Below are 18,021 nucleotides of genomic sequence, written 5' to 3' on the forward strand. Positions count from 1 at the left end.
AGGATGCCTATCCCACAAGATAATTTGATTTAAGATGAGGTTATCTATTGCTGAGTGTTGTTGCTGTTAAGTCATTCCAAGCTTTTAATACAACCTTTAAGTTGTCTGGTACTTTTTGGCTCGATGTATCATTATACTGAACTGTGCCATCTTCACTGGTAAGAGTATAAGTGATATAATCTGCGGCGCCGCTTGGTGCAGGGTAAGTAACATTTTGGAATAGTTCTGCCTGCCGTTTTAATAACTGTTCAAAGCGTTTTGTTTCTTCAATAGAAAGTCGGAAGACTCTGCGCTCCGAATCATTTGTATCATCTAAACGGGTTTGAATAAGGCGCCCATCTTCGAGTAAAACTGTTTCGTAGGTTCTGCCAACAATACCACCTGTTGTTGCATATCGGAATATTACACCATTTGTTAATGCTGGTGGTAATTCACGTGTAGGTATTGGTACACCACCGTTTGCTACTCCATCTGCAATTCTGCTAGCATCTTCATTTAATTGAAATGCAATTTTATTATTTGCACTGCCAACAAAATTATTGGTGTGGTAAACAAAACGTTCTCTACCAACTGCTACGGTGATACGCCATCCTTTTACTGATGAAGAGGTAGTTGAGCTTCCATTCAAACCAAGATTACCATTCTTCCAAGTTACTTGTTCGGCGCCTGTAATGTTTTTAGTCGATACATTAACTTTCGCAACTGCGCGTTTTTGAGCATCTGCTAATACGCTATTTACTATCGCTCTTGGTATGCTAGCTACAGGTAGATATTCAAAACGAGTACTTTCTTTATCAACAGCGTATACCCAATTTTGCATTCCATCCGATACAGTTACTTCTGCATCAAATCTCTCAGAATTTCCTAACTTGATGTTTGTTACACGAAGGTCTGCTAGTTCATTACCCGAAGAACGTCTTAACGCATCGCGTTTAATTACTTCTGCAAGCCTTGGCGCCAAAGCTGGTGTCTGGTCTTGATTTACAATCTTAGCATCTGCACTTACTAAATAAGTCCAGGCGCCAAGTCCACTATCAACTGTAACATTCCAACCTGGAGTAGGACGATATGACCTGTCGCATATGGGGTTGAAAGTTAAATTACAAGGGTTAGGGAAAGTTACTTTTTGTGAAGAAGTAATTCTGAATGTATCTTCTGAACGTCCCGACCATTTAGAAGCATCACGCAATACAGCATCAGCAATATTTATCGGTATATTTACATTACTACCTACCTGGTCTTGTCTACCACCTTGCACTAGTTTGAGTTGTGACCCATTATCACTAACCAAATAAACCCATGCATCACGAACGTTGTTTGGTTTAACGCTAACTTCCCAACCAGATACTGGTATCGGTGTACAAGCAGGTAAAGTTCCTGGGTCTTCACAACCAAAGAACCACTGCTTGCGCTTATACGAAACAAGCTCAAAATCTTTTTGTGGTAACTCCGCAGTTTGGGCAGCTTTAGATAAAACTGCATTTCTTGCAGCTTTTGGTAAACCTTCTGCCAATAACTGTAAAGACTCACCGTTCTCATTACTCAAATAAACCCAACGGTCTTGCTCGTTACCTACAGTTACTTTCCATATATATGATGAATTACGTCCTTGTTCCCATTTTCCACTTTCGATATTAACAACCGATAATGCTGCTACAGGTATTCCTGTACCTTCAGAAACGCGCCGTAATATTCTATCACTGGCAACTTGGGGCAGCTTGATATTACTTGCAGCTAAGTTTAATCTTACTTGTGAACCATCTGGTAAAACATGGTACACCAGGCGCCGTTGACCTGCTTCTACTGTGACACGAAATGCAGGTTGTGCTATTTTAGTGCAAGCTTCATTTGGTCTTGCTAAACCCAAACAACCATCAACGGTTATTTGTTGAACACTTGCAATTTCTAATTGAGAAACTGGTAAACCTGTATTGCTAACAGCAGCTCTTAAAACTGCGCGTTCAGCTTTATCAGATAAACCTTTGTTATTAACATCGCTTTCAGTTCTATTTAATCTAACAGTAGAACCACTTTCATTAGTATGGTAAACCAAACTTACGTTTTTAATACCAACAACAACACGCCAACCAGAAACTATTACTTGACTACATGCTCGGTTAGGTTCAGCGAGTTCCAAACATCCATCTCTCCAATCTCGTGATTGTGCTTGAGTAATGTTAAGCTGTCTGGGTAGCACTCTTAAACGAGATGATGCATCTCTAATTACAGCATCACGAACTCTATTGGGTAAACGAGTGTTATTGCGATTATCAGCAATATTTCGATTAGTAACACGTAAAACACGACCATTGTTATTAGTATGATAAACAAAATTGTTGCGACCGTCAGATGCTAAAACTTGCCATCCTGGAACCAGCGCTTGTGTACAAAGTTCACCGGGACCTGCTATCTCTAAACAACCATTACGCCAAGTTCTTTCAGTAGATTCAACTATACTTATATTTGCTGGTAAAATACCTTGGCGCCGAGATAAGTCTCTAATAACGGCATTTCTGACCGAACGAGGTAAATTACGAGTAGCGCTGACTTTTATAGCTTCTTTAGTAACGTTTGATGCAGAATTTATAGGTGCCGCTGTAGCAGTCTTAATTAATGTGACGCTGCTACTAACTGACAAAATACCGCTTAATACCAAAGCAGTAACTTTTTGCCGCTGATTCATGATAGAATTTTTAGTGATATTGCTTTTCATAGTCAAACCTGGAGGAGCAGTAATTAATCGTTAGTCATTAATTTCTGGTAGATGATTAATTGTCAACGACAACAAATTCTTCATCCTAAACTTATACTGTTCGGGACGAAATATTAAACAAAATAAATATAGTATTGTTGCCCTGATATACAAAAATAGACGCAAACTTACTCGCCCTTTGTTCCTTTGTTTTCACAGAAACTTTAAAAAGGGCGAGTGAGGCTATGTATTTATATGTAGATATGTAGATTAGTGTAGAGACGCGAGGAACCGGAGCGTCTTTACGCTGACAAAGACCGTTGATTAAACGACGCTGTAGCATCAAAACGAATTGTACATGCAGCCCAGTCTTTTAAATCAGGCGCCAGCCATACCAAACGGCGTACAATATCATCATTGACCCAAAGTACCAAAGGGAAATGAAACTGTTTACGTAACTCATCGCGCATGAGGTTCGTAGAAACAATTAATTGATTAATAGAAATGACTGACTCCAAACCCCTAACCATCAAAGCTTCAGGTTGAGTAGAACCCAATGTAGTTGCAATAGTCGTATACAGTGTATCAGCCGTTGGAGGTAAAACTATCTCTTTAATATCCACAGATGAAAACTCATACAGCAAACTAACTATATCCTGTTGTCGCTGTGGAGAATTGCAGCAAGCTAAAAGTAACGAAAAATCACCGCTTGCTACCATTATTGACCTTGCTAGTGTTTTTATGGCAGCAGTTGAGCTAGCTGTATCTCGTTTTGGTTCTCGTTGTGTTTTAAGTAGACCTATCATTTCACGCCCTGACTATAATTTGATGCACAATAAAGAAAATATCAGCAAAATTACCCAGAAAAATCTTCCTAAAAGCAGGTTATTGAGTAATTTTGTTGACATCTATTGGGATAACCTTGAATCGATTTTATTCACGGTTTTCAAATCGAGGGTGGGGTGGTTGACCCCACATTTAATGTAGAGACGTGACATGTCACGTCTTTACAACTGTTTACTAAAAAGGAGGTAGTACAAAAATGTGCTAAATTCCTTGATGGGAAACAATATATAGGTCAAAGGGTTGACGGTGACGATGATGTTACGAAAATCTCGCTTTGCTAAAAATAATATTCCTTTAGCTACAAAAGGCGCCGACATAACACCATAAGGATTAAGCTGGCTTTTAAACGGGCCAAGAATTAATTTGCGTATGGTGCAAACCTTATCTAAGCGTTTGAGGGTGATAATTTCTCCTAGAGCACGTTTGCTAAGTTCGTAAAGCGGACTAAGTGCTGGAGATACTTCTGCTTCGGAGGTGTTAACCCAAATTTCCTTTGTGGCTTTGTCCGAAACCCCAGTTATAGTAGTCATAAATATATCCATTAACCGCAACGCACTAAAAGTATTTACTTCATAAGAAGAATTTATTGCTTCTGTTGTGCGGGCGCCATATACGTTAATTCCGTGGTTGATAATTAAAATATCGACTTTCTGTAAACTGTCTTTAAGTGCAGCTTCGTCACCCATCTGCCAGGTAAGTACTTTTATCCCCGGAAGCGATATTTGGTCTGGACGAGTTGTGAGAGCAACAACCTTAGCTCTGTGCAGTACAAGCTCTGCTGTTAACGCTTGTCCTAAAGCACCAGATGCTCCAGTTATAGCTACTGTTTTACCTTGAAGCGATAATCCTGTTCCAAGCACTTTATCCACCAGAGGAAAAACACCACTATAGTATGCATTTACATTATCAAAATGATGGCGCCAGTGGTAGGTTCTATTTACCAGCCATACAGAAGGAACTTCTTCCAATGGTCCAGGTAAATGTGTATAGTCAGTCTCAATACTTCCCTGAAAATACCTTAAACCCGCACCATACAGAAAACCCCAAGCATAAACGACTCCCAACCAAAACCCCGCTTGATGCACAACAAAAGCAAGTGGTGTAACGACTGCCACAAGTAAACCCGATTCTAAAATATCATGGTATAACTGCGAATCTTGATAAGCTTTGAGCGAAACCACCGAAAAATCTCGTTTATACGCCATATGGTGCTTGTTATGCCATTTCGCTAACCAACTAACTTGGTGGCACAAAGCGTGATAGCTGTCTCTCAACACCTCAGCAAGCAACAGCGATAGCAAAGCCCAAATTGTAAATTGAATGCAAGTGACTACTACAGGTGCCCAGTTTTCCTGAATTGCTTCTATTACGTCCAAACGAGTTAAAATCTCCATATCGTGCTAAGTATATCTCTTTTTTTTTCTTAATCATTCTTAATAATCCATCAACAACGGTCAAAAATCGAGTTTTAGAGAAGACTAAATTATTTTTTAATAAAAGTATACTATTTCATACTTATCTATCCGTTGCATCCGTTTTATCCGTTGCAAGCAACTTATCAGCAAAATTGGTGGTCATACCTGTATCATGCGTTCAAAGAGTTACACGAATACACAATGATAAATTTGAAGTGGAGTGTGAGGCGCCCCATTAAACAGCGTTACTTTGCTGCACTGGTGGCTTTGAGTTTAGCGGTAACAATGTTCGTATCTTTACCAACTACCGCACAAATACCTTCGCGCTCACCAGCAAGTGAGTTACGGGGAGTTTGGCTAACTAATATAGATAGTAACGTCCTGTTCAATAAACAGCGTTTAGATAATGCTCTAAACCGTCTCAAAGAATTAAATTTTAATATCGTATATCCGACCGTATGGAACTGGGGGTGGACATTATATCCAAGTAAAGTTGCCCAAAGAGTCATTGGACGTAACCTTGACCCCGAACCAGGACTACAAGGACGCGATATGCTCAAAGAAGCCGTAGAATTAGGACATGCTAAAGGTTTGAAGGTAATACCCTGGTTTGAGTTTGGCTTTATGGCGCCTGCTGACTCAGAACTAGCAAAACGGCGCCCGCAATGGCTGACTAGTCGTCGAGACGGTACTAAAATTGTCAAAGAAGGCACACACGAGAGAGTATGGTTAAATCCATTTCGCCCAGATGTCCAGCAATTTATGTTGGATTTAATTGTAGAAATAGTTAAAAACTACGATGTAGATGGTATTCAATTTGACGACCATTTTGGATTACCTGCCGAACTAGGCTATGATTCCTACACAGTAGCGTTGTATAAAAAAGAAAATCGCGGAAAACTACCTCCAAAAAATCCCCAAGACCCAGAATGGTTACGTTGGCGTGCCAATAAAATTACAAACTATATGAAACGGGTATTTACAGCCATAAAAGCAGCCAACAAAAATTGCCTGGTATCAGTATCTCCAAACCCACAGCGCTTTTCTTATGACTTCTTCCTCGCAGACTGGCAACGTTGGGAACGCATGGGACTAATCGAAGAATTAATTATACAGATATATCGCAATGACTTAAAAGTATTTAACAGCGAATTAGACCGTCCAGAAGTCAAAGCAGCAAGAAGCCATATCCCCGTCAGCATTGGCATTATTAGCGGCTTGAAAAATAAATATGTTCCAATGCAACAAATTCAAACCCAAGTGCAAAACGTGCGCGCGCGTAAATTTGCAGGAGTTTCATTCTTTTTCTACGAAACCCTATGGAATATGAGTAATGAACCAACGCAACAGCGTCAAGCTGGTTTTCAAAGTATGTTTTCTACACCAATGAAGTATCCACATTTGTTAAACGGGTGGAAAGCTTTGCAACGGATGTAACGGATGTAACGGATGAGATAATTGTAGGTTGGGTTAGGCGCCAGCCGTAACCCAACACCCTAACCCAATAACAAAATTCTCAAATGTCGAGTTACGAAAACATATATAAAGTAGTACGACAAATACCCCAAGGAAAAGTAGCCACATACGGGCAAGTCGCAGAACTAGCAAACCTTTGTGGTAAACCTCGTTTAGTCGGATACGCACTTTACCGCGTAGACATATCATCTGACATTCCTTGGCATCGAGTAGTAAACGCCAAAGGTGAAATATCTTACTCCCCACTGCGTCAAGGTGGAGACCACACGCAAAAAGTCCTTTTAGAACAAGAAGGAGTAGAATTTAGTCCCAAAGGAAAAATCAACTTGCGTAAACACTTGTGGCAACCAACACTACAATACTAAAAACATAAAACTCTCTCCTAGCATTTAGAAGAGAGCTTCAAAAATTAAAATTGTAATATTACAGACATATTTCAAAAGGCGCCTAGCAATACAAACATGGTAAATAACGACACTATTCCCATACCTATCATTACAATTGTAAAGTAAGGAGCATGATTGATTTTATCTAAATACTCGTTTCTGATACTTTTAATCCAGACAACCTTGAACATTTAAGACATCCTCGGACAGCCTGAATACAACATTATTCTCGAACAAGTCGTGAATAAAGGTGGTATCCCACAACGCCTTAAGGAAAATCCCCAAGGCTCCATTAAAATCTCGTTTAATTTCATAGCCACAGTTCGGGCATTTGAATTTTTTGTTTCCACCTAATTTGTGATGGACTTGCCCGCACGAAGTGCATGTTTTCGATGTGTACTCTTCAGTCACTCGAACTAATCTCGAACCGTAACGATTACAGAGATGTTGAAGCGTTTGACTAAATTCATAAAAAGCCCAAGTCATCATGGCACGCGCAGACTTACTTTTAAGTTTGCGCTTTTTCTTAGCAACCATTTGCGAGGTTTCAAATGTCGGTAGATAGATTGTGTCGTAGTTGCGAGCAAGGTACGAAGCAACTTGTTTATGCACTTCAGTACGAAGGTTTTTAATCTTTGTTCTTACCCGTTCCATTGCTGCTTTTAATTGATGTCGAAAGCGTTTAAATTTACCTCCCTTGGATTTATCGTGCTTTGACTTTAACTTGTCTAAATGCTGGCACAGTTTAACTATTCTAGCAAAATCCCCACTCGCAAACTCTTTAAAGTTGTTACCATCAAAACCAGTCATAAAACAACGTAAACCTGGGTCAAGAGCGATTATTTTTTGTCCCTTATCTATTAGTTCTCTTTCAACATCAACAGGAAAATTTACATACCATCTTCCCTTGTTGTAAGTCAGTTCAGTCGCTCCCTCAAAATTAATCAGACAATAATCTTGACCCCAATAATCTGGCTTGGACAACCCTTTTGACGCAACAGACATAAAATGACCATCGTCATAATTACCTGGGTCAAATTGAATTGTTTGTTTTTGGTCGCGTGTACTGCGGAACTTAGCAATTTTTAATCCACCTTGAGGATTAGGCTTTTTGTTGTTGCCCTGAAAAATGAATTTCGGCATCCGCTTGGTTTTTGACCATGCTGTATACGCTTCAAACAATGCGTTGTCCAAAGCATGAGCAACTTTTAATTCTTTACACCAAGCAGGAATGATTTCCTCTCCCAGTGTTTTACAAAAACTTCTAAACGCTGTTTTACCTCCCGTTTTCTTACCCTCCTTATTAAAATATTCAAAACCTTGATGCTTATTCAAATATGCAATTGCGTTGTTATAAACTTTGCGGTATGCATGTATCCTCAGCATCCAAATTCTCTTTGTTTTCCCCTTTGGATAAACTCGGTAAGTCAGGGTCTTCTTTAATTTTTTGCTTGTATTTTCTGAGTCCATATAATTTGCAAGAGAAGACATGGATGATGGCAAGAACATCTTCCAGCATCTCTCGCTCTGGGCTAAGTAAGTTGTTGTTGAGAACCAAAATTTTACACCCGCTGCGGTCTGCGAGCCATGAGATAAGGTCGAACCCGAATCTACAAAGTCTGTCTTTGTTGGCAACGACAACCATTCCGACATCGCCTGACAAAATTCGTTCCAGTAAGGCAAGTAAACCTTTTCTTTTGAAGTTGAGTCCACTGCCGATGTCTCGGACAACTTCACAACTGGGGTAACGAGAGATAAGAAACTCAATTTGTCGAAGCAAGTCAGCTTTTTGACTATGGCTGGAAACTCTAGCGTAGAGGATGGTGGGTTTGTCAATAGGTCTAGTAGCGACAACTGAATTGACATCGTATCTTCTTTGACCCCCTTGAGTTCGGTAGGCTTTGATTTTTCCCTCTTTTTCCCAGCGTTCGAGCGTTTTGGTGCAAACTCCCAATTGGGTAGCAGCCACTCTTGGTGGTACATATTTGGACATTTCCATAAAAATTAACTACATCTCACTATATTATGATATGTACTGCTTTTTACTACTATGTCCTTGTTTTGTAACTTCTAGGATTAACTCTTCCGGTCTTCTTCAGTTAACGTTGTAAAGCTCATTTCTCGCATAATTACCTCCGGAGCGCTTTTGTTGCTCAAATTGATAAAATCTGACTCTAGCGGTATTTCCAATTTAACTACAATCACAGTGATAGTTACGAGTAAGTATAAGAATATGCACAAAACTATAACTTGTTTAATCTTTAGTGATAAAAATGCGCGGTTGCCCATGCTGTGAAGCTGGCGCCATAAATCCAGGTGAAAATGCCATAATATGGTTAAACGAGTCACCATTTGTAATACCAATACTAAGTGCATAAGAGGCGCCATCAGAAAAGCCTTCAACTGCAATACGTGTGGGGTCAATTGCTACACGGTTAAATGTTTGTGCTAATGCTTCATCGATAAATGCGATATCGGCGCCATACTCACTGTAAAGCATATCCCAGGTTTTTTGGCGTGAAGAAGTTGCCAGTAAAACTATTCTAGCAGCATCTGCAAATTGTAGAAATGGCGCCAAACCGGAATATGCATCACCACCAGCACCATGTAGCATTAGTACTAACGGCGCAGGTTTGTTAAGCTTGTAGCTTTTGGGTATGTAAAGAAGTGCGTCACGTTCAGCATCCATTCCCAGAGGTTGTAAACCATACGATACTGGTAATTTTTTTGGTTGCGAGGGTCGTACTGACAACCGTCCTTCTTCATATGCAAAGTTATAATTTTATTGTTGCTTGTCTCTTATCATTTTTTCTCAACTTACTTAATATCAAGATATTAATAAATAAAAGCATACGCACGACTTTATTATCTAGGGTTATAGAAACGAAACCTTCATTCTTTAAGAGTATTTGCAGTCAGACTTAAGTAATATACTCTTTAATTTAAATGTATATAAATCCTGTATTAATGATTACATAATTATTACAATCAGCGATTTAATACTGATTTAGAACGTTCAGGAATAACGGCGCCAAAAGATAGCGTCTAAGTCTACTCTGAGTTAGAAGTTATTAACGGCAGCTTAACAATAAAAGTAGCTCCCTGCCCTAAGCCTGGACTATTAGCTTCGATAGTGCCACCATGCAGTTCTACTAATTTACTAACTATCGCTAGTCCCAGCCCTAGTCCGCCAAATTCTCTTGTAATTGAGGTATCCTCTTGACGAAAGTGTTCAAATATGTGTGGTAAAAATGTGGAGTTTATGCCTTTACCCGTGTCAGTGACGGAGATTTGAGCATAGGAATTAACGCTCAAAAGTCTGAGTTCTACTTGCCCACCTTGGGGAGTAAATTTGACAGCATTGGAGAGAAGATTCCAAACAATTTGTTGTAAACGTGTAGAATCACCTAAAACTTGCCCAATATTTGGTTCAAGTATCGTTTGAATTTGAATTGCTTTAGTTTGAGCCGCTAAACGCACTGTTTCTATAGCTGCCTCTATTATGGATTCTAAATTAACCGTAGAAACATTTAGGGTGAGCTTACCTCGAAGAATACGGGATACATCCAGCAAATCCTCAATTAGGTTAACCTGTAATTTAGCATTGCGCTCAATAATGCCTACGGCTTCAGTCACCTTTACTGGGCTTAACTTACCGCCTTTCAATAATCTAATCCAACCAAGGATGGGGTTAAGTGGAGTACGCAGTTCGTGGGAGAGAATGGCCAAAAATTCATCTTTAACGCGGTTAGCACGTTCTGCTTGCTCGCGCGCAACTTGCTCTTGTTGCAAAGCACGCTCGCGGTCTGATAATAACCGTACACGCTCGCTCACGTTCAGCACTAGCGACAGTACCGAAACTAATTTACCAGACTCATCTATTAAAGCAGAGTTATACCACTCACAATCAATAACCGTCCCGTCTTTAGCGTAATTCCGGTTATGCATTACTACTCGTGGTTCTAAGCCGTTGATTAATCGCATTACCATATTTGCCACTCGTCCGGCATCTTCCTTAAAAACGAGGTTCCATTCATCTAGTCCCTTGCCCATTATTTCCGAAGCTTGCCAACCGAAAATGCGTTCAGCTTCTTTTGACCAACGCATGACGCGCAAGTTGCTATCCCACTCAATTACTGCTAGGGGAGAGTTTTCGACGTGGAAGTTCAGCTTTTGCAGCAAATGCCGTAACTCGGCTTCATGCTGCTTACGAGTGGTAATTTCTTCGCAAACTGTATTAATGCCAATAATGTTATCACCAATCTTTAACGGCAAAAAATGCTCTAACCAAGTGCGTTGCACACCAGGTTGAGCCGGAGTTTCTCCAACAATTTCCACATTTAAAAGTGACTCCCCTGCCAATACTCGCCGTAACAGAGGTTCGGTTTCTGAGGCTATATGTGGCAGTAACTCTCGTACCGTGCGACCTATATGCTCTTCCACAGAAAATCCATTGATTTCTGCCAACCGTTCGTTAATTCGCACAAAGCGTAGGTCGGTGTCGATTATATTTAGTCCAATGGGAGCTGATTGGTAAATTAACTCAATCTCAGCTAGTTGTTGTTGAAGTTGTGCCTTGCTTTGTAGTAAATCTTCCTCAGTTAGTTTACGTTCAGTAATATCTTCTGCGACATAGCAAAATCGGGGAGACGCAAATAAGACTGGCTCGATGGGAAATACTGTCACCCATAAAGAACGTAAATTTTTGCTTCCATCGCTATGAACATACTCAAATTGCACGGGTTTTTGCCTTTCTTGAGATTCTCGATAGTAACCTAGCCACTTTTGGATAACAGCAGGCGCCACTCCTAACTCGCTCGCTAGTTTCCCGGTGGTACTATTAAGTGCAGTTCCAAAGAAGCGACAGGTGGCGCCGTTATCATAAATGTGAATAATATCATTCTCAGTTAACTCCACTACGCCCATCATCATCGGCGCGTTGTCGTAGTAACTCTGTAACGTTGCTTCTAGTTCAGCCGTGCGTTCTTCGTTGTGCAGTATCCTCCGCCGTTCGCCATTCTCGATAGCGCTTTTTATTGCAAACTGCAACTGCTCAGGTGTAATTTGAGCATGAACCAAATAATCTTCGGCGCCTTCTTTGATTGCTTTCACTGCCAGTGCAATATTATCACCATCAATAATTATTACAGGAGGACAGCTTTCTTCTAGTTGTGCTTTAAGCGTCGTTAAAATTTCTAATCCATCTCCATCGCTAAGATTAGATTTTAACAGAATTGCGTCAAGTGTACTTCGGTCGCTTCCAGTTACCATAGTACGACACAGCGTTAATGCATCCTTTGTCGATTTTGCTTCCAAGAGCGTATAAGCGATATCTGAATCGGTCGTTAGATAGCACCGATACATTTCCTGATTATCTTGCGAATCATCAACAATGAGGATTGTATAGTGGCGTTGTGTCAGCATAAATGCTCTTAGTCTGACCTCGGGTAAATTAATTATTAATGTACTACATAAATTGGAAGCGTTTGGCTAATTTCTGTAAAAGTGTGTTAGTTTCAGACGTTCGATGACAAAACCGAGAAGCAAAATGCATTAATTAAGCGAGTCATTGGCGCCTTATAGCTGTCAATCTAAAAATAATTTCTATAGAATTTCTGGGACGCTCCGGGATGCTCATCCCACAAGAGATACATGTTCATCTCACTCTTTGATATAAGTCCTACTAGTCTATATCGCTAATTTTAAGAGGTTGTGGCACAAAGTCCCAGATGTGTCTTAATGGTTAACTTACCACAGAGACACAGAGTACACAAAGAGAGGAGAGTAAGAGAATATCAACTTCTCAAAATTAATTAAAAAAAAAATCTGGCTTGGTACCAGGATATATTAAAATTAAATTTTTAAAGATATTTTTTACCAGTCACTCATAAGTATTTCAGTAAAAGTAGTCAAACCATGACCTTTGCCTCTAGCTTTTATCCCTTTTTTCTTCTCATTGCTTTGAAGTTGAGTGAAAAAATCACTTTAGGAATTTATATTGCCTTTATCGCTGACCAGTCTTTAGAGGCGCCATTAAGAGCTTTTCCGTCTAATCAGCACAATTTACTTAGTGTCATTCAAAGTTGGATTGACGAAATTGAATAAGTAATGAATAAGCAGAGTTTGATTACTGCAAAGTCTGCTTACGATTCGAGAGTTAGCTAGAAGATATCTGATAATGATATATCTATAGATAATACAATAGTTAAAATAATAACAAAAATGAAGTTTAATACAAAGCTTTTAATTTCAGTTATTGGAATACTTATTCTATGTCATCAATCTCCTGTCTTCAAATTTACGGATTAGATTTTATTTACCTGTCAAGGCGAATGTATTATTTAGTACTAAATTGATAGCAGAAGATACTCTTTCGCTTCAATAATGAAGACTATGCTATGATGATATTACGTATGCTAAGTAATCACACATGGTAATGACATCAGGTAGTGGGCAAGCAATTGCATCGTGGCTTTCTGTACTGGCGCCGCATGGTCTCGGTTATCGTATTAAGCTGCTTTCACAATTACTAACGCGGAAGTTTACCGAAAAGTTGGAGCCGTATGGGCTTACTCCTTTTCACTGGTTAGTTTTATGTTGTTTATGGCAAGAGGATGGTTTGCCGACTTCTAGTATTGGTGATAAGTTACAGCAGGTCGGTGGGACTTTAACTGGTGTACTCGACCGGATGGAGGAGCGCGGTTTAGTGCGACGCGAACGTGACCCAAAAGACCGTCGCATTTGGCGCATTTGGCTAACCGACGCTGGACGCGAGTTTGAGACGATTTTACCTCCCCTTGGAGTCGAACTGCGCGAACAAGTCATGCAAGGTATTTCTCCATCGGAGCGCGAAATGTTTTCCCAAATCCTCAATAAAGCTATAGCTAATCTATCTTAGTGTGGTTGTGCGTAAATCCATTGACTGCTGTTAAACCGAAATGTATATACGGTAACTTCTACTAATTGGGTGATGTAAACCCTATAAGTCTTTTGTAAAAATATTACGTATACGAAATGAATTGACGTATATTTGTTTTTAGATAAATTAAAATGTATTTAGTGTAATAAATGCTGAGTAATGAGTGCTGAGTGGAGGAAATAACTTATAACTCCTAACTCCCAACTCCTAACTCCCAACTCCCAACTCCCAACTCCTAACTCCTACCTCTTACTCAGCACTCAGCACTCAGCACTTTCAACTTAACTATGGTGCTATTACCAGCTTTTCGTTCACGTAACTACCGCTTATTTTTTACCGGACAAGGTATCTCGCTGATTGGGTCGTGGATGACTCAACTTGCGACTGTTTGGTTAGTTTATAGTCTGACTGATTCCCCTTTAATGCTGGGAGTCGTCGCATTTACAAGCCAGATACCTAGTTTTTTTCTATCACCTTTTGGTGGTGTATTTGCTGATAGATTTTCTCGTCACAAAACTTTAATTGGTACTCAAGTTTTAGCAATGTTGCAGTCGCTAGCATTAGCTGCACTAGCATTGACGGGAGCAATTCAAATTTGGCAAATAATTGCTTTGAGCTTGGTTCAAGGTTTTATTAATGCTTTTGATGCTCCCGCACGTCAAGCGTTTGTACCCGAATTAATTGAAAAGCGGGAAGATTTAGCAAATGCTATTGCTGTTAATTCCACCATGTTCAACGGCGCCCGCTTGATAGGGCCTGCAATTGGTGGTTTAATATTGGCGCGCGTTGGTGCTGGTTATTGCTTTTTGATAGATGGTGTTAGCTACATTGCTGTGATTATTGGGTTACTGGCAATGCGAATTCAAGAAAAACGGATTCCCAAATCTGATGTTAGCCCAATACAAAGAATCAAAGAAGGTTTTATTTACGCCTTTGGTTTTCCACCTATTCGGACTATATTATTACATGCTGCCATAATTAGTTTATTTGGTATTCAATATACCGTGCTTGTACCTATTTATGCTGAGAAAATTCTTGGAGGTGGCGCCGAAACTCTAGGCTTTTTAATGGCTGCATCGGGAATAGGCGCCTTAGCAGGTGGTATATATTTAGCTACAAGAAAAACCGTAGCTGGACTAGGTAAAGTAATTGTTTTAGCAGCAAGTATTCTTGGACTAGGACTAATAGCATTTTCTATTTCTCGCCATTTACCGCTATCATTGCTCACAATGTTATTCGTTGGACTCGGCACAATTTTACAAGTTGCCTCTAGTAATACGGTACTACAAACAATTGTAGATGAAGACAAGCGGGGTCGAGTCATGAGTTTATTTACAATGTCCTTTTTAGGAATGACACCATTTGGTAACTTATTAGGAGGAGCATTAGCAGAACGAATTGGGGCGCCGACTACATTGGTTATCGACGGTATTATTTGTATTATAGCCTCAATATTCTTAGCCAAACAGTTACCATCACTCAGGCGCCTAGTCATCCCTATCTACGAAAAAAAAGGAATTATCAAAACAATGTAGAGACGCGATTAATCGCGTCTCATAAAAAGGAGTCCTTCAGTGGCAAACATGAGTGTGGCAAGCAAACCTAATTCCCCTTCCGAAGTACCCCTACGAACCTGGATAGGTGTCTTAGCGAGCATGTTGGGAGCATTCATGGCAGTACTCGATATCCAAATTACCTACGCATCCCTACAAGAAATACAAGCTAGTTTAGGAGCATCATTAGACGAACATTCTTGGATTTCCACATCATATTTAGTTGCCGCAATTGTTGTTATTCCTTTAACTGGGTGGTTATCGCGCATTTTTACATTGCGAAGATATTTATTAGTTAACACAGCTTTATTTATACTATTCTCTGTATGCTGTGCTTTTGCGTGGGATTTAAATTCAATGATATTATTCCGCGCTTTGCAGGGTCTTACCGGAGGTGTGTTAATACCTAGTGCCATGACAGTTGTACTAACTACTTTACCAGCTTCTAAGCAATCTGTTGGATTAGCAGCATTCGGGATAACAGCCGTATTTGCACCTTCAATTAGTCCAGCTTTAGGAGGTTGGTTAACTGAAAATCTGAGTTGGCACTGTAGTTTTTATATTAATATCTTTCCTGGCGCCTTAATGCTTGCTGGGGTTTGGTATGGAATTTATCAGCAAAAACCTCAGTATGAATTATTAAAACAAGGTGACTGGTTTGGAATTGCTTCAATGGCAATTGGTTTAGGTTGTTTACAAATTGTTTTAGAAGAAGGTAGTCGTAAAGATTGGTTTAGTTCGCAGTTGATTGTATATTTAACAATAGTTGCTGTTATATTCTTAGCATTATTTTTTGTCATTGAGTTAACGCGCAAACAACCATTTATTAACCTGCGATTATTGAAGAATAGAAACTTTGGTTTAGCAAGTATCGTTAATCTTTTTCTTGGCGTTGGCTTATACGGTTCTATATATATATTATCTTTATATCTTGCTCAAATCCAGAAATATAATGCTCTACAAATCGGTCAAGTCTTAATTTGGGCAGGTGTACCACAATTATTTATTATTCCATTTCTTCCCAAACTCATGCAGCGTATCGATGTACGCTTTATGGTTGCGCTTGGAGTTGCTTTATTTTCAGTCAGCGCTTTTATGAACGCGCGCTTAACTTATCAAACAGGGTACGAGCAATTAATCTGGTTACAGATAGTTAGAGCAATGGGACAACCATTAATTATAGTACCATTAACTTCAATTGCCACAGCAGGTTTAACCCCAAAAGATGCAGGTTCTGCGAGTGGTTTATTTAATATGATGCGTAACTTAGGTGGTTCAATTGGAATTGCCGCATTAGCAACTTTATTAACAACCCGCGAACAATTTCATTCAAATAGACTTAGTGATTCTATCTCATTATATGATTCACAAACCCAAGAAAGAATCAATCAACTTACACAATATTTTACTAGTCGCGGCGCCGATTTAAGTACAGCCCAAGACCAAGCAATCAAAGCCATCGACAATCTAGTTCGTCGCGAAGCGTTTGTAATGGCTTTCAATGACTGCTTCTATTTTATTGGTATCGCTTTATTAGTTAGCGGTATTGCTATTTTATTCTTTAAAAAAGTTAAAGCAACAGGTGGCGCCGTCGCACATTAAATCACAATGTGGAATAATAATGTGGAACAGGCATACGAACTGTTTTATAAATATAAAGTAAAATTTGCAATTAAGATTAGAATAATAAAAACTAGTTTATATACACTACCTATGGCAACCCAACTTCGTGAAGCCAAATCTTCAACTGGACTGGTAATAACTTGGGAAGCGTTGCCCGACGATTATCAGTTGGAGGATGAACCAGTGGAGAGTACAGGTCACCCACTTGTGGCTGGTGCCTTACGTGAGAGTTTAGAAATTTATGGTTTAATTTTAGCACAGATGCTAATAGCCTCTAACTTTGCTTTGTGTGCAAATGTAAACGGGCAACTAGTTATAAAGGCGCCTGACTGGCTATACGTTCCATCAGTTAACGAGATTCTAAGCGACCGCAAAAGCTACACACCTAACTTGGAAGGTGATGTTCCTGCGATTGTAATGGAATTTTTATCAGACAAAGATGACGAACAATATTCTTTTAAACGAACTCACCCACCAGGTAAATGGTTCTTTTACGAACAAATTTTACAAGTCCCTATTTATGTGATTTTTGACCAAGATGGGGGTTTGTTAGAATTTTACCAACTTGAAAATGGACACTATGAGCTAAAACAACCCGATGAAAATGGGCGCCATTGGATTGACTCATTAAATCTATTTTTGGGAACTTGGCAAGGAACAAAAGAACAGAGAACAGGTTACTGGTTACGCTGGTGGGACGCAGACGGTAATTTATTACTGTGGGCTGTTGAACGAGTTGAACTCGAAAATCAGCGTGCTGAACAAGAACGTTTACGTGCCGAACAAGAAAGCCAACGTGCCGAACAGGAACGTTTACGTGCTGAACAAGAAAGCCAGCGTGCCGAACAGGAACGTTTACGTGCCGAACAGGAACGTCAGCAAAAAGAACGACTGATGGCTTATTTGTTATCTCAAGGCATTGACCCCAATAATTTGCCCCCTGAATAACATATTTAGGAAGGAAATCATTGATATCTTGAAAAAGACTCAATGAAGCCTACTCCATACCGCAAGGTTGGTGTAGGAGATGTCACTAGTAGTTCATGTCATTAAATTTGCTTGGTTGACAGTAAAAAGGGGGTTGTATGATATACATCCCCTTATAAGGTGC

General features: G+C 39.7%; 14 protein-coding genes. 7 read left to right on the forward strand and 7 right to left on the reverse strand.

Annotation, left to right across the window (positions count from 1 at the left end; all coding sequences use genetic code 11):
• Positions 1 to 40: 40 nt before the first annotated feature.
• The 3 genes from DSM106972_RS17280 to DSM106972_RS17290 all read right to left on the reverse strand — a co-directional run bounded on the left by DSM106972_RS17280 (position 41) and on the right by DSM106972_RS17290 (position 4,932).
• Positions 41 to 2,713 (reverse strand): DUF8738 domain-containing protein, encoded by a 2,673-nt coding sequence (locus DSM106972_RS17280; protein WP_127081845.1) that lies wholly within the window; start codon positions 2,711 to 2,713, stop codon positions 41 to 43.
• A 281-nt stretch (positions 2,714 to 2,994) separates the two neighbouring features.
• Positions 2,995 to 3,498 carry a hypothetical protein gene (locus DSM106972_RS17285; RefSeq protein WP_127081846.1) on the reverse strand — a complete coding sequence of 168 codons (504 nt, stop codon included), beginning with the start codon at positions 3,496 to 3,498 and terminating at the stop codon, positions 2,995 to 2,997.
• A 201-nt stretch (positions 3,499 to 3,699) separates the two neighbouring features.
• A complete protein-coding gene (locus DSM106972_RS17290) occupies positions 3,700 to 4,932 on the reverse strand; it encodes a bifunctional sterol desaturase/short chain dehydrogenase (protein ID WP_127081847.1) in 1,233 nt (410 codons plus the stop codon).
• A 222-nt stretch (positions 4,933 to 5,154) separates the two neighbouring features.
• Between DSM106972_RS17290 and DSM106972_RS17295 the strand changes: the two genes are divergently transcribed.
• Together DSM106972_RS17295 and DSM106972_RS17300 are read left to right on the forward strand one after the other, a co-directional pair.
• Positions 5,155 to 6,390: a glycoside hydrolase family 10-like protein gene (locus DSM106972_RS17295; protein ID WP_127081848.1), complete on the forward strand. Its 1,236-nt coding sequence runs from the start codon at positions 5,155 to 5,157 to the stop codon at positions 6,388 to 6,390.
• Positions 6,391 to 6,473: 83 nt separating this feature from the next.
• Positions 6,474 to 6,794 carry an MGMT family protein gene (locus DSM106972_RS17300; RefSeq protein WP_127081849.1) on the forward strand — a complete coding sequence of 107 codons (321 nt, stop codon included), beginning with the start codon at positions 6,474 to 6,476 and terminating at the stop codon, positions 6,792 to 6,794.
• A gap of 189 nt (positions 6,795 to 6,983) precedes the next feature.
• Here DSM106972_RS17300 and DSM106972_RS17305 read toward each other — a convergent pair whose 3' ends face one another.
• From DSM106972_RS17305 to DSM106972_RS17320, 4 genes are all read right to left on the reverse strand, one after another.
• Positions 6,984 to 8,201: an RNA-guided endonuclease InsQ/TnpB family protein gene (locus DSM106972_RS17305; RefSeq protein WP_127081850.1), complete on the reverse strand. Its 1,218-nt coding sequence runs from the start codon at positions 8,199 to 8,201 to the stop codon at positions 6,984 to 6,986.
• A complete protein-coding gene (locus DSM106972_RS17310) occupies positions 8,167 to 8,808 on the reverse strand; it encodes an IS607 family transposase (RefSeq protein WP_127081851.1) in 642 nt (213 codons plus the stop codon). The genes DSM106972_RS17305 and DSM106972_RS17310 overlap by 35 nt, the downstream gene beginning before the upstream one ends.
• Positions 8,809 to 9,069: 261 nt before the next feature.
• Positions 9,070 to 9,567: an alpha/beta hydrolase gene (locus DSM106972_RS17315; RefSeq protein WP_201800742.1), complete on the reverse strand. Its 498-nt coding sequence runs from the start codon at positions 9,565 to 9,567 to the stop codon at positions 9,070 to 9,072.
• Between the two features lie 299 nt (positions 9,568 to 9,866).
• Positions 9,867 to 12,239 carry a hybrid sensor histidine kinase/response regulator gene (locus DSM106972_RS17320; RefSeq protein ID WP_127081852.1) on the reverse strand — a complete coding sequence of 791 codons (2,373 nt, stop codon included), beginning with the start codon at positions 12,237 to 12,239 and terminating at the stop codon, positions 9,867 to 9,869.
• Positions 12,240 to 12,731: 492 nt separating this feature from the next.
• Here DSM106972_RS17320 and DSM106972_RS17325 point away from each other — a divergent pair, with 492 nt between their 5' ends.
• From DSM106972_RS17325 to DSM106972_RS17345, 5 genes are all read left to right on the forward strand, one after another.
• Positions 12,732 to 12,920, forward strand: coding sequence for an NACHT C-terminal alpha/beta 1 domain-containing protein (locus tag DSM106972_RS17325; RefSeq protein WP_127081853.1), 189 nt, complete (start codon positions 12,732 to 12,734; stop codon positions 12,918 to 12,920).
• A 325-nt stretch (positions 12,921 to 13,245) separates the two neighbouring features.
• Positions 13,246 to 13,713 carry a MarR family winged helix-turn-helix transcriptional regulator gene (locus tag DSM106972_RS17330; RefSeq protein ID WP_127081854.1) on the forward strand — a complete coding sequence of 156 codons (468 nt, stop codon included), beginning with the start codon at positions 13,246 to 13,248 and terminating at the stop codon, positions 13,711 to 13,713.
• A 308-nt stretch (positions 13,714 to 14,021) separates the two neighbouring features.
• Entirely contained in the window at positions 14,022 to 15,269 is a 1,248-nt protein-coding gene (locus tag DSM106972_RS17335) for an MFS transporter (protein WP_127081855.1), read from the forward strand.
• A 48-nt stretch (positions 15,270 to 15,317) separates the two neighbouring features.
• Positions 15,318 to 16,889 carry a DHA2 family efflux MFS transporter permease subunit gene (locus DSM106972_RS17340; protein ID WP_127081928.1) on the forward strand — a complete coding sequence of 524 codons (1,572 nt, stop codon included), beginning with the start codon at positions 15,318 to 15,320 and terminating at the stop codon, positions 16,887 to 16,889.
• A 111-nt stretch (positions 16,890 to 17,000) separates the two neighbouring features.
• A complete protein-coding gene (locus tag DSM106972_RS17345; protein WP_127081856.1) occupies positions 17,001 to 17,858 on the forward strand; it encodes a Uma2 family endonuclease in 858 nt (285 codons plus the stop codon).
• The last annotated feature ends 163 nt before the right edge of the window (positions 17,859 to 18,021 follow it).

Source organism: Dulcicalothrix desertica PCC 7102, assembly GCF_003991905.1.
Taxonomy (GTDB): Bacteria; Cyanobacteriota; Cyanobacteriia; order Cyanobacteriales; family Nostocaceae; genus Dulcicalothrix; species Dulcicalothrix desertica.